Source organism: Paenibacillus phocaeensis, from assembly GCF_900021165.1.
GTDB lineage: Bacteria > Bacillota > Bacilli > Paenibacillales > Paenibacillaceae > Fontibacillus > Fontibacillus phocaensis.
Genome location: NZ_FCOQ01000023.1, coordinates 25,173 through 38,675 on the forward strand (window position 1 = coordinate 25,173; position 13,503 = coordinate 38,675).

General features: G+C 52.2%; 11 protein-coding genes. 5 read left to right on the forward strand and 6 right to left on the reverse strand.

The annotated features are described in order from the left end of the window. The first annotated feature begins 348 nt into the window (after nucleotides 1-348). Complete coding sequence (locus BN3795_RS16355; protein WP_232729956.1) at nucleotides 349-2,403, forward strand: GxGYxYP domain-containing protein; 2,055 nt, start codon at nucleotides 349-351, stop codon at nucleotides 2,401-2,403. A gap of 78 nt (nucleotides 2,404-2,481) precedes the next feature. Here the strand turns inward: BN3795_RS16355 and BN3795_RS16360 are convergent, their stop codons facing one another. The 4 genes from BN3795_RS16360 to BN3795_RS16375 all read right to left on the reverse strand — a co-directional run bounded on the left by BN3795_RS16360 (nucleotide 2,482) and on the right by BN3795_RS16375 (nucleotide 6,959). Next, nucleotides 2,482-4,413 (reverse strand): FtsX-like permease family protein, encoded by a 1,932-nt coding sequence (locus BN3795_RS16360; protein ID WP_068785763.1) that lies wholly within the window; start codon nucleotides 4,411-4,413, stop codon nucleotides 2,482-2,484. Beyond that, on the reverse strand, nucleotides 4,410-5,165 hold the full coding sequence (locus BN3795_RS16365) for an ABC transporter ATP-binding protein (protein ID WP_068785764.1): 756 nt from the start codon (nucleotides 5,163-5,165) through the stop codon (nucleotides 4,410-4,412). The genes BN3795_RS16360 and BN3795_RS16365 overlap by 4 nt, the downstream gene beginning before the upstream one ends. A gap of 97 nt (nucleotides 5,166-5,262) precedes the next feature. Next, nucleotides 5,263-6,270, reverse strand: a complete 1,008-nt coding sequence (locus tag BN3795_RS16370; protein WP_068785765.1) for a sensor histidine kinase — start codon at nucleotides 6,268-6,270, stop codon at nucleotides 5,263-5,265. Beyond that, a complete protein-coding gene (locus BN3795_RS16375) occupies nucleotides 6,270-6,959 on the reverse strand; it encodes a response regulator transcription factor (protein WP_068785795.1) in 690 nt (229 codons plus the stop codon). The genes BN3795_RS16370 and BN3795_RS16375 overlap by 1 nt, the downstream gene beginning before the upstream one ends. Before the next feature lie 159 nt (nucleotides 6,960-7,118). Here BN3795_RS16375 and BN3795_RS16380 point away from each other — a divergent pair, with 159 nt between their 5' ends. Next, complete coding sequence (locus BN3795_RS16380; protein ID WP_068785766.1) at nucleotides 7,119-8,309, forward strand: M14 family metallopeptidase; 1,191 nt, start codon at nucleotides 7,119-7,121, stop codon at nucleotides 8,307-8,309. A 107-nt stretch (nucleotides 8,310-8,416) separates the two neighbouring features. Beyond that, nucleotides 8,417-9,319 (forward strand): aldo/keto reductase, encoded by a 903-nt coding sequence (locus BN3795_RS16385; protein ID WP_068785767.1) that lies wholly within the window; start codon nucleotides 8,417-8,419, stop codon nucleotides 9,317-9,319. Between the two features lie 56 nt (nucleotides 9,320-9,375). Here the strand turns inward: BN3795_RS16385 and BN3795_RS16390 are convergent, their stop codons facing one another. Beyond that, nucleotides 9,376-10,533, reverse strand: coding sequence for a TolB-like translocation protein (locus tag BN3795_RS16390; protein WP_068785768.1), 1,158 nt, complete (start codon nucleotides 10,531-10,533; stop codon nucleotides 9,376-9,378). A gap of 204 nt (nucleotides 10,534-10,737) precedes the next feature. Here BN3795_RS16390 and BN3795_RS16395 point away from each other — a divergent pair, with 204 nt between their 5' ends. Next, nucleotides 10,738-11,244, forward strand: a complete 507-nt coding sequence (locus BN3795_RS16395) for a DUF3231 family protein (protein ID WP_068785769.1) — start codon at nucleotides 10,738-10,740, stop codon at nucleotides 11,242-11,244. A 34-nt stretch (nucleotides 11,245-11,278) separates the two neighbouring features. On the opposite strand, the gene BN3795_RS16400 is transcribed toward BN3795_RS16395, so the two are convergent. After that, a complete protein-coding gene (locus BN3795_RS16400; protein ID WP_068785770.1) occupies nucleotides 11,279-11,974 on the reverse strand; it encodes a 2-phosphosulfolactate phosphatase in 696 nt (231 codons plus the stop codon). 146 nt (nucleotides 11,975-12,120) lie between these two features. Between BN3795_RS16400 and BN3795_RS16405 the strand changes: the two genes are divergently transcribed. Continuing rightward, the gene (locus BN3795_RS16405) at nucleotides 12,121-13,431 is read left to right on the forward strand and encodes an MFS transporter (RefSeq protein WP_068785771.1); all 1,311 of its coding nucleotides are present in this window, start codon (nucleotides 12,121-12,123) and stop codon (nucleotides 13,429-13,431) included. The last annotated feature ends 72 nt before the right edge of the window (nucleotides 13,432-13,503 follow it).

Sequence of the window (13,503 nt, forward strand, 5' to 3'; positions counted from 1 at the left end):
ATTTCCAGCATTTGAGAACTTGCATAGCCGGATCACTGCCTCAAGCAGGCGGATGTGCCCGTATTTATAGCGGGATTCATATGACCTATTTGCTATATTTCATATTTCAAAACACATACGGTGAGGAGTCTGGGAGTTTATTAACGAAAATAGTCGAAAACTTGGTCAAAATCTAGTTTTTTCACTCGATCATTACGAAGTTTTGTCGAAGGTATTGAAAGTTTATAAACCATATATTAAATATAACATGTAAGCCTTTTCAACCAAACTTAATTCCATTTGTCCAGGAGGTGGCCTATCGATTTGCACGGTTCTCAGCAACCTATTCCCGATTAAGAGAGGTGACAAATGATGTTACGCAAATGGATCACATTAGGTTTAGCCCTCGTATGTACGTTAACCCTGCCTTTAGGAGCATCTGCAGAAGGTTCAGCCCAAGCTGAGTTGAACAAGAAAAGCGGCATCGTTTGGCCAAAGGATCAGGAGCTCCCGACCTTCGCCAAGCCGAGGCGTTTGGATGTCGCTCAGGTTTATAATGAGCCGGGCGATATCAAAATCCTGCTGACGACGCTGCAAGGCATCGTCAATCGCAAAGAGCCGAGAATTTATGTGCAGCAAAACGAGCAGGATCCATGGATCCAAGATATTCGGGTCCCTTATCGGATTCATGACGACGCTATGGATCTCGTAAAGACTTACGCCCGGGAGGTCAAAGGCGTGATCGTCTACGATCCGGCCGTCCCCGACTCCATCAATGTTGCGACAACGCTCGCCGGTTTGAAGGACGCCGTCGTCGTCAGTCCCGAATTGGCCGAAGAGCTGGCTGCGGCGCCCTATCGTTTGAAGGTGGTCGAGGATCTGCAGGGGAAATTCCGGGATCGGATGGATGCTTACACTTGGCAATATGAGCATTTATGGAATCAGACGACCCAGCGAATGCTGGTTGGGCTCAGCCCGAATACGTCCATCCCCCTCCCACCGGATAATTTCGATTCCTTCCGAACGGTTCTCACAGAACCGGAGCAAATCCGGGATGCGAGCAACCGAAGAGCGTATGACCTGGACTTGTCCGAGTTCTTAGGCGGGGATGCCGTTTATCTACGTTTTCAGGATGCCTTCACCCAAGACGGCTGGGGGCCTGCTGTACACGAAATCAGCGTGACGGCGGACGGCGAGGAAATCCTTCGCTTCGAAACGGGTACGCCGGAAGAGGAAACCTATTTATATGACCGTCAAGGCTCCAAATTTCTTCCGGGCGCGGACCATCGGTTTGCCGATAACGGCAACTATTTCGTCTACGAATTTGTTCCTCCGGCGGATGCCCAGCAACTCACCGTAACCGTTGAAATGTGGAACCAATTTAAGGTCTCCGCCAGCAGCGTGAAGCCGCTCTCCTCAGAGCTCAAGGAACCGTACGGTTACCTCCGCGATTATGCGGTGGCCAACAAAGCGATGGTATTCTGGCTCTCCAGCGGAGTGCCTGAGCAAAGGGCGTTGTTCGAACGAATCTTAGCGGATGTGGAACCGGGAACACCGTATTTGGGCTGGTTCGATAATGATGTTGAAGGCGAAATCGCCGGGGTTGACCTGACCTCCCGTTATGGCGTTTACGTCTTACCTTCCGACTGGTTCCATAATATGACGGTAATGGCGGGGACAAAAGCTAAGCCGTCAAAACCTGCCCAACCGGCAACTCCGAAGCTGAGCAACAAGATCTACGTGACCTTCACGTTTGGCGAGGGGGATAATCTGCAATACGATCAAAATCATATGCGCAACCTTTGGGAGGATCCGGCTCGCGGCCAAGTGCCCATGAACTGGACGGCCAGCCCGCTCCTCGTTGATGCGGCCCCTGCGATCTTAGACTATTACCAGTCTACCGCTACGAAGAACGACCTGCTGGTGGCCGGACCGTCAGGAGCCGGGTATTTCAGTCCGCAGGTTTGGCCGGAGGAGCACTTTGCTCAATTCATGAAGGATTCCTATCCGTACTTGAAGAAATCCGGCATGTCGTATCCTTTTGTAATCAACCGTGAAGACAACCGGGACGTTCCTCTCACCGATTCCAAAGCGGAAGCCTATGTGAAACACTTGAAGGTGCCTGGCCTGTTCCTGGGCGGCGGGAGCTCTAATTACGTAGAAATCGTCAACGGCAATTTACCCGTGTCTTATTTCAAAGGCACGACCACTGCCAAAGATGGAATCAACATTTTGAATGAAGCGAAAGCTTCTTGGGACGGGAACTCGCCGATGTTTGTTTCCGTAGGGGTCAACGCTTGGAGCATGAGACCTTCGGACGTTGTTGCGATCACGGAAGCGCTGGGACCGGAATTTGAAGTCGTGTTAGCGGACAGCTATTTTGCGCTGATTCGGGATGCTTACGATCTTCCAAAGAAACCTTAACCCACAACAACAAGGCGGGATCGTCCGAGGAGGACGGTTCCGCCTTGTTTTGCACAGGGGGAGGCCCTGCTTTATAGCTTACAACGATTCCTTGATCACGCGCTTATAGAACATAACCGACAGCAAACCAAAGATCGAATACAGCGCCGTGTAGATCAGCATCACCAGAATCATCGGAGTCCACAGCTCCGTTCCGAATAGGAACCAGCCCGATCTGACGGCAAAATAACTATGCGATAAGCCAACGGCCAGCGGGATTCCGAAGTTGAACAGCTGCTTGAATTGAATGCCCCGGAGCAGGTTGGCCTGCGTAAATCCAAGCTTCCTTAAGATCGTGTAGTTTGGCTTCTCCTCTTCCCCTTCGCCCATTTGCTTGAAATACAGGATACACCCTGATGTAATCAGGAAGGTTAGGCCGAGGAAACCAACGATAAACATGATCAAGCCCATATTGCTTTTCTGATCCTGGATGATCTGATATTGAGACCCTGATTGCAATCCCTTATCAAAGCCCCCGTCTTGATAGATCTGATTCGCCTGCTTCAACAACTCGGAATTCAGTACATCGATCCCGTAATAAACCGGGTACCTGAGTTGAATCCCCGGATCTGCATCCTGGACTAAACGTTCAAAAATCGTATGATCGACAATCAGCGACGGCATGCTTAAGGAAAAACGCAGCGACACGACCGCATCTTTTTTCGTATCGATCACAGTCACCCGGATCTTTTCGGTGCGGCCCTTCAAGGTGACTTCGCCTTGATCCTTAAGGCCCGCGAATTGCTCCAACGCATTACTCGAACCGGCGAACAGCGCTTCCTCCGGATCCAGTTCCACGCCTTTGACCTCTTGTTCGTCAACGACGGCCAGTGTGGCACGCTCTTTCGCTTCCGGAATGTTGCCGAAAATTTGCGAAATATCGGCCTCTGCCGTAAGCACCCGGCGCTGGGTTTCCCGCGTATCGATCCCGGCTGTCTTCAAAGCCTGCACGAAAGCGTCCACGTCAGCAGGGTTTAACAGCGTGAAATGATTGGGCACGGTTTGCTCGGCCGATTTTTCCGTCGAATAATAAGAGATATAGCTAAGGGATAACAAGCCGATCGCCAGCGCCGATACCGTTGTGATGATCGTCAGCAGCAGGGCGTTCGATCTCATCCGGAACATAATGGAGGATAAAGACAACACCTCATTGAGCGACAGATATCCGCCCTTCGCTTTGCGCACCAGATTGAACAGAAAACTGACCGACCCTTTATAAAACAGGTATGTCCCGATGATTACCGACCCTAAAATCAGGATCATTGCGAGAAATAACTCCCGCATTTCCATATACTCGCCGCTGAACAAATCCGCCGAAACCCGGTAACCGTAGAAAATCAGCCCGATTCCCAGCACGCCGATAACAATTTCGGATAACGGCATTTTGCGGTAAGCATTTTCCGTTGTAGAGGTGACCCGGAATAACGATAAAATGCTTTGCCGTCGAATGAACAAAAAATTCATCAGCATGATCAACAAATAGATCGCGGCGAAGACGACGATGGTCTGTACCAGTGCCTGTGGGGAGAACCGCAGCGTGGCTTCGGCATCGACGCCGATAATCCGGAACAGGATCAGAAGCAGCAGCCGGGAGCAGGAGAATCCGACGAGCATCCCAATCAACAGAGAGCCGAAATAAAGGATCAGGTTTTCGCTGCTGAGGATGCCGAAGATCCTCCCTTTTGTTAACCCGATTAATTGAAACAGTCCAATCTCCTTGCTTCGCCGTTTTATGAAAATGGTATTGGCATAGAGCAAGAAGATGGCGACGATCGCCACGAGCAGCACCGAAGCGGCGGCCAGGCCAGCAGCGCCTTTTACGGAGCCTTTCATCTCGTCCAGCGCCGGGTCGTACTGTAACGTGACGAAAGCGAAATAGAGAGCGACGCTGAAGATCAAAGCGAACACGTACAAGTAATAGTTTTTGAGATTTTTCTTCAAATTCCGGTAAATCAGATGGGTCAAACTCATTCCTGCACCCCGCCCAACACGCCTTGAGCCTTGATAATGTCATTGAAGAACGCCTGACGCGGTTCATCGCCTTTATTCAGCTGCGAATAAATCTGTCCGTCCTTGATGAAGACGACGCGGCTGGTATAACTGGCTGCCACCGGATCGTGGGTGACCATGATGATCGTGGACGCGATTTTGCGGTTCAGTTCGCTGAGCTTGTTCAGCAAGTCGGATGCGGACTTCGAATCCAGCGCACCGGTCGGCTCATCGGCAAAGATGATGCTCGGATCATGGATGAACGCCCGCGCGGCCGACGTCCGCTGCTTCTGTCCGCCCGAGATTTCGTTCGGATACTTGTCCTTGATTTCGTAGATGCCCAGCTCGGTGGCAATCTCCTGAAACTTGAGGTCCGCCTCTTTGCGAGAGACGTTTTTGATCGATAGCGGCAGCAAGACGTTCTCTTTGACCGTTAACGTATCCAACAAATTGTACTCCTGAAAAATAAAGCCGAGATGGGTTTTGCGAAACTCCGCCAGCTCCTTCTCCTTCAGGCCCGTGAACTCTTTCCCTTCAATTCGGATGCTGCCAAGGCTGACCTTGTCGATGGAAGACAGCACGTTGAGCAAGGTCGTCTTGCCGGAGCCCGAGGCCCCCATGATGCTGACGAATTCTCCCTTCTCCACGTTCAGGTCAATCCCCTTCAATACTTCCTGACGATTGAATTTGTTGCCGTAGCTTTTATGAATTTTGCTGGCTTCGAGTATCGCCATGATTCATCACTCCTTTGTCCTGCCCCTATCTTACCTTACCCGGGAAGAGGGTTCCTGCGATTCACCGAACAAAGCAAACGGGCATGTGACAATGTTGTCACATGCCCAAGGTATGAACGTAGGCATTGCTTCTCGGAAAATGCAACGTAACTGCGGTGCCTTCGCCGAGCTTCGAATCGACGCCAATCCGCATCGACAGGGAATCCGCTGCTTTCTTCGCCAAGTATAACCCCATTCCGGTGGCCGCATGATCCTCATGGTTCATTGTGGAGGTGAACCCTTTCTCGAAGATGCGCGGCAGGTCCTTGGCGTCGATCCCCCGTCCTTCGTCGCAGACGCTCAGCCAAGCCTGTCCCTCCGCTGAAATCCCCGATTGCACGCGGATTTCGGAAGATTCGCTGTATTTCACCGCATTGGTTAACAACTGCCGAACGATGAACGCCAGCCATTTCGCATCCGTGAGCACCTCCTGGACAGACAAGGCTACATCGAAGCCGATACCCTTCTGCAGGCACCAGGCTCTCAGCTCGCGAATTTCTTGAATCAACAACGGCTCCAGCTTCACCTGTTCGATGTATAGATCGTTCTCAATAAACGGGATGCGCTTCTGGTGCAGCTGGCGGTCCAAAAGCAGATGAATGCGCAGCCATTCCAACCGAAGCTGCTCCTTGAGCGGCTCGTCCCCCATCCGGTCGATCATCAGCCGCATGGCGGTGAGCGGCGTTTTGACCTCATGAATCCAGGACATCAGTTCGTCCTTCTCCTCTTCCAACTGAGCGACGAGCTGCGACGTCTCTTGCCGGAACTTATCCGTCTGCTCGTTCAGCCGCTCCATTACGACGGATTGAAGCGGGCTTTCCGGTGCCGCGATGGCATTGAGGTCGTACGTATCGTCCCAGGCGGTCAAGCTTTGATAGAACCGGGTTTCCTTCGAATAGCGGATCAGCAGAAATCCCCCGAATGACAACAAGGAGAGGAAGACGATATACAGCATCGGCATAAACGGGATCGCCGGGTCGATCGCAGCGATGAAGAGGAGCAGCAGCTGCAGGGCGATCACAAGCAGGATCCAGCTCAAGCGTTCACGCAAATACTTCGCTATCATCAGGCCTGAACCTCTTCCGTCGCCATATACCCTTGCCCTACCTTCGTCTCAATATACGCATCCAGCCCGAGGTCTTCGAGCTTTTTGCGCAGGCGGTTCACGTTCACCGTCAAGGTATTGTCACTGACGAAATGCTCGTTGTCCCACAAGCTTCGGATCAATGCCTCGCGGCTGACGATGCGGTTCTTCTGCTCCACCAGCAGCTTGAGGATCAGCATCTCATTTTTCGTGAGTTCAATCGTCCCCTGATCCGTTGTGACGGCGTTACGTCCGTATTCAATCGTCGCGCCGCGCCACGTTCTCAGCTCGACGCGTTCGGTATTATAGTTATAAACCCGGCGAAGCGTAGCTTGAATTTTGGCAATCAGCACCTCGAAATGGAACGGCTTCTGCACGAAATCATCCGCCCCCAGCTGCATGGACATGACCATGTCGGTCGGATGATCCCGTGAGGACAGGAAAATGATCGGCACATTGGAGTGCGCCCGGATCTGACGGCACCAATGAAATCCGTCGAATTTAGGCAGTTGGATATCGATCAGCACCAGATCCGGGCGAACGGCACTAAATTCCTGCAGGACATGGCCGAAATCCGATACGCCATGTACCCCATAGGACCATTGCTGCAGCCGCTCGCGAATTTCTTGAAACAACGACGGGTCGTCCTCGATTAACATAATTTGAAACAAACCAATCACCACGTTTTTAGGATTCTTTCCTTATTCAGTTTAAAGGATAACCGGACGGGGCGCTATCCCTCCGTTCAAACGGGCCCATTCATTTTGGCATGGAGCACGCTTCCTCCTTCATAGGCTGTGATAAGGCATATTGTGCAGGAGGGATAGGTTATGCGTATATTAGTGCGTCCGGGAGATACTTTATGGTACTACAGTCAGATCTTTCAGTTGCCGCTGCAGTTGATTGTGGACTCCAACCCGGGCATTCAAACGGAGGGGTTAGCCGTTGGACAGACCGTCCTCATCCCCGGGTATTTAGCAAGCGAATACCAGATCAAAGCCGGGGATTCCATCTGGAAGCTGTCCAGGGATCGCGGAGTTCCTATGGATTTAATCCTGCTGCTCAATCAGGAGGTAAATCCAAACCGATTGAGCGTTGGACAACGCCTGCTGCTTCCGCTGCGGGTGACCTGGTTCGTGGTCGACATTCGCAAGCCTTACGACTATGCGGCGCTCCGGGACGACCTGAACCGATTAATAGATATTTATCCGTTTATGGCTTACCGTACTATTGGGAATACGGTCATGGATAAGCCGATTCCCGAGCTGCGTATCGGAAAAGGAAACAAACAAGTGCACGTCAACGGTTCATTTCATGCAAACGAATGGATCACCACGTCCGTGCTAATCAAGTTTCTGAATCAATACCTGCTAGCCCTTACGAACAGCAGCACGATTCGCGGTCTGAACATGTGGCCTTATTACGAAGGAGCCACCTTCTCGATGGTGCCGATGGTCAACCCCGATGGCGTTGACCTGGCGATCCATGGATTGCCGGCCCAAGAGCCGTATCGCAGCAATGTGCTCTCTTACAACGGCGGCAATACGGATTTCACAGGATGGAAAGCGAATATCAACGGCGTTGACTTAAACGACCAGTTCCCGGCATTATGGGAACGCGAAGTCGCCCGGAATCCTGTGGAGCGGGGCCCCCGGGATTACCCGGGTACTGCGCCGCTGACCGAACCCGAAGCGATCGCGATGGCCAACTTGACTCGGCAGAGCGACTTTGACCATGTGCTGGCGTTTCATACCCAAGGCGAGGTCATCTATTGGGGCTTCGAGAACCGCGAACCGGCCTATGCCGAGACCATGGCGAACGAATTTGCCCGGGTCAGCGGTTACGAAGCGATTCGAAACGTCGAGAGTTATGCCGGATTTAAGGATTGGTTCATCTATGATTTCCGGCGACCCGGGTTTACGGTTGAGCTGGGGTCCGGCGTAAATCCCCTGCCCTTGTCGCAATTGGACGAAATCTATGAGGCGAGTCTCGGAATCCTGCTGGCGAGCTTGTATATGTAAGAAAGGTTGTTAGATCTGGTGTTTGCTAGCAGACGTACAAGGAAGATGCTATGATATTTTCTATAAGATCATGAAAACGTCATGGATAGAGAAAAGGAGTTCTGCAGATGAAGAAGAACCGTCTGGGCTCCTCCGACCTGATCGTCAGCGAAATTGGACTTGGCTGCATGTCGCTCGGGACGGAGGAGTCGAAAGCGATCGGTCTGATCCACGAAGCGCTGGACCGGGGCGTTAACTTTCTGGATACCGCCGATTTGTACGACGCCGGAACCAACGAAGAAATCGTCGGCAAGGCCATCAAAGGACGCCGAGACCAGGTCATCCTGGCAACCAAGGTAGGCAACCGCCGGATACCGGGTCAGGAAGGCTGGAGCTGGGATCCCTCCAAGGCATATATCCGCTCTGCAGTCAGAGACAGCCTGCGCCGGCTGGGTACCGACTATATTGATTTATATCAACTGCATGGCGGGACGATCGAAGATCCGATTGACGAAACCATCGAAGCGTTCGAACAGCTCAAACAGGAAGGTCTTATCCGTGAATACGGGATTTCTTCCATACGCCCCAATGTGATACGTGAATATGTCTCCCGCTCCTCGATCGTCAGCGTCATGAACCCCTACAGCATCGTGGATCGGCGCGGCGAAGAAGCCGTATTTCCTTTGCTTCAGGAGCATCAGATCCGCGTTATCGCCCGAGGCCCGTTAGCCAGCGGTGCGCTGGCGGCTCAGCGCGAACCGGTCAAGGGCGTACTCGATTACGAGCTGAACGAGCTTATGGACCTGCGGCGAGCGCTGCAAGAACTGGAACGGCCGGAACGCAGCTTAACGCAGCTGGCCATCCGGTATTCGTTAGCCCATCCGGTTGTAGCTGTGACCATCCCCGGCGCCAGCTCGCGCGAGCAGTTGCTGCAGAATCTTGCCGCAGCCGATGCGCCGGAGTTAAGCCCCCGGGAAGTCGAGTTGATTCGGCGCGTTAGTAAAGCGAATCAATATACGTTACATCGTTAGCCTGAACGAAGAAAGCCGACCGCACGAAGCAGCCGGCTTTCTTGGCTAAGTCAAGATTATTGAACAGGTACCCATTCGATTGCCCAATCGGTAGCCAATCGATTCAAGGCGTCGGCTTGAATGTACAACCGATCTTCGATAACCTTGGCGTTCGATGGATTCACTTGAACGGATTGTTTCCCTGTCGAAACGGTATAACTGAAGGACTTCCCATTTTTATCTTCCCCCTGCTTCACCTGCCAGTTCTGAGCTTCAGAAACAGGGCGAATCGGAACATACAACTTCCGGTCGAGGCCAAAAAAGACGAACGGCAAGGCGATTTTCGTACCGTTTACCGTCAGATTGGCATCCCCCTTCTGAACGTACTCGAGCGCCTTGACCGGCAACTTCTCAAGTTCCAAATCCGCAGGAACCTCAGGTGCTTTCGTCTGAATCGGAACCGGCAATGGGTCATAGAAATTTTTGACTTCCTGATCCGTGACGCTCCGCACCTTTCGAGTCCTCACATCGTAGAGATACGGCTTACGGGCGGGTTCATTATAGGTCAACAGCAGTTGTCCCTCTTGTTCGTCATAACCCAGCAAAGAAGCCAGCAACAATCGATGTGTTTCAAGCGTATCCGGATTCAGACGTACGATTTCATTCTGCTTGGCCGCCTCGCTGTATCGTTCCATGAGCAGGGTGCCGTCCGGAAGCCAGTAGGTGACCGGCCATTCTCCGCCATCAGAAACCAGTCGAATCACGCCGTTCTGGTTGTTTTTCACGAACAAAGCCACCCGCTTGGAAGAAGAACCTTCGAAATAAATCACTTTTCGAACCCCAAACTTGCCGCTTGGGGAGTTCTGATATCCGGTCTTCCCTACCAACCGGTCTGCGGACGTATCCAGGTAGACTTCGCTGAACGGAGGCGGATTTAATCCCTGCGTCAATACACGCACATAGGGACTCATTTCGTCGCCCCACAGATCGCTGACGGTATCGGGAAGCACATACCAAGTCCCGTCCTCTGTCCAGGACAAAACCTTCCGCTCCGATTTTCCGTCATCTGCCGTTAAATAGGCATTATAGTAAGCTTCTTTCGTATCCGGGTTCGTATAGGCATGGTAAAACTCCGCCTCTGCGGCAGCAACCGGGTTCGCGGTCATGATCCAGGCGAGCGTTGTCGCCAACGCGCCGTAAACCGCCGGCCGCAGCCGAATTTTGCCTAACTTCATTCTCGTTTCTCCTTTCTTGCTAATCTATAAAGTATAGACGGCGTATCCAGGAAAAAGTTCCCCTCCTTGCCTTTAACTAACTCTATAACAAATGAATTGCTGCAAAAGTGCCTAGTTGGACACACAAACCTCCATCATATAACCTCCCATGCAGAGACATACTACGCATAGCAAGGTAATTTGAAAAAGCAAAGGAGAATCTTCATGGGTGTGTTAGACGGCAATCCGAAGCACGAGCCGATGCATTACGGCGAAATATTTACCATTTGGGAAAGCTCGATGGCGGCCAAAATGACTTTGTCCTGCTATCAGCTGTTCACGTATCATGCCGGCGATAAGGATCTCAAGGAGATTCTGAAGGATCTGATGGATCAAGCCAAGCTGGAGATTAAAGAATTGGACAAGCTGTTAACGGACAATGGGATCACCCCTTCCCCGATGCTGCCGGAGCGGCCGGAAGTGAAGCTGGAGGATATCCCTCCAGGCGCCAGATTTGCCGATCCGGAAATCGGGGCAAAACTCGCCATGGATACCGCCACTTCCTTGGCCGGCTGCAGCGGGGCGATGGGGTTATCGATCCGTGAGGATATCGGTGCGTTGTATGCCAAATACCATGCGACCAAAACCGCACTAGCATTAAGGATCTTGCGCATGAGCAAAGACAAAGGCTGGTTGATTCCCCCACCGCTGCTTGTCAAAAAACCGGAGTAGGACCCAGTAAGGGAGAATCCAACATGATTCTCCCTTACTTTATATGCTCCCGTTCAATGACAGGGACCCCGTCATGGATCGCCACCTTCATCACAAAATCGGACGGGCATTCCCGCAAGCACAGCTCCATATCTTCAGGCCAAAATGCCGGCTGCTCCGGGTCAAAAAACTTGGCGGCCGCCTCCGATCGGCGAATCCGCTCCAGCGTTTGCGCCGCGGTGGGCTGTCCGTCTCCCCGCAGAATACCGGCGATATATTCTGCGCAAGCTAGATCGTCATCACCGGACGGATGCGAAGCGATGAGATGCATCGACGGCTCGGGGCGCCCCCCCATCAACCGGCTTTTGATCCATGCTGCCGTCGTGGCGGCATTGGAAAATCCCGTAACGAATATCTGCTTGGCATTCAGGGAATTCAATGTGGCTTCCACCCCGTTGGTTGTTTTCTGAATCAGCGTTTTCCCGGAGAGGTCCGCTTGCGCGATCCGTGCAGGCGAATTATCTAAATCAAAACCCGGAATAGGTAAACCACTGATTTCACCCGCCAGCAGATGATCCGGATGGCCCCTTTTGAAGCGAAACGCCTCTTCCAGCGAACCGGCCAAAATAATCCGGTTTGCTCCCTGAATAAATGCGTAATGTGCCACCGTAAAGGCGCGGATCACATCGATCACCACATGGATCTCCGCATCTGCCAGCCGGTGGTTATTCCCCTGTACGATTTGGATCATGTTTCCCCTACCCTTCTGCAATGAACAATATCAGCTTATGCCCGACAGGTGGGGGGCCGTGCTTAACTGATGCATACCCGATTTCCGAATGACAAATAATGAACATATCCTTTAGGTTCTTACTTCAACGCTGAGGAGCTAAACCAATGAATAACACCAAATCACGGAAAAGGCTGCACATTGCGTTCCAGAGCGATATCTCTCTGCCCGAGGAGGAAGCGGCCGAACCATCAACGGAGAAAACGAAAACCTCGGAGCAAAACGAATCGAAAGGACGGATTTGGGAGTTTGTGGCCATCGCCACGATTCCGATCGTGCTGGTATTCGGGAACTCGATGCTGGTGCCGGTTTTGCCGGAAATGCAGCGCCAGCTGGGAATCAGCAAATTTCAAAGCAGCTTGATTATTTCGATCTTCTCCTTAGCCGCCGGCCTGTTCATTCCGGTGATCGGTTATCTGTCCGACCGTTTTGGACGCAAGAAAATCATCATTCCGGCATTGATCGTCTATGGCGGTGCCGGGGTTCTGGCCGGTTTTGGCGCGATTTGGGACTCGTATGCCGTCATCATCACGGCTCGGGCCATTCAGGGGATGGCTGCGGCGGGAACGGCACCTATCGCCATGGCATTAGTCGGGGATTTGTACAAAGGCGGGACCGAGAGCAAAGCCTTGGGCCTGATTGAGGCTTCCAACGGCGTCGGCAAGGTGCTTAGCCCGATTATAGGGTCCTTACTGGTGCTGATTGTTTGGTATGCCTCGTTTTTCGCATTCCCCGTGTTCTGCGCCTTGTCTTTGCTGGCCGTCCTGTTTCTGATCAAGGAACCCAAGCTGGGCGAACCCCAAAAGTTAAAGGCTTACGTTCATAAAATCGGGCAAATTTTCCGCAAAAAAGGAAGCTGGTTGATCACCTGCTTTTTCGCCGGGTCATTGGGACTTTTCATTTTATTTGGAGTTCTGTTTTACTTGTCCAACACCTTGGAAGATGCGCCTTACCATATCGACGGGGTCCTTAAGGGCGCCATTCTGGCGATCCCCCTGCTCGGCATGGTGATCACTTCCTATACGACAGGCAGCTTGATCAAGAAGAAAGGGCTGCTGATCCGCTGGCTGATGAATATCGGACTGGTGATGATGACCCTGTCGCTGGCGGCAACGATCTTCTTCTTTAAGAACATTTATGTATTTATCGGTTTGCTGACGGTCAGCAGCATTGGAACCGGCTTGCTTCTGCCCTGCCTGAATACGATGATCACCGGTTCGGTCCAAAAAAGCGAACGCGGCATGATTACCTCGCTGTACAACAGCTTGCGCTTTTTGGGCGTTGCCTTTGGTCCCCCCCTATTCGGGTGGATGATGGACATCTCCGACCGCGTCGTGTTCATCAGCGTGTCCAGCTTGTCTTTGGTTACGTTGGGACTGGTATTTTTCCTGATCAAGCCTCCTCGTCAAATCAACTGATCATTCACCATGAATTGGTAAATTTATGGGCACCTGCTGCGGCTGATTCGCATATGATGCCTATGTCATCGG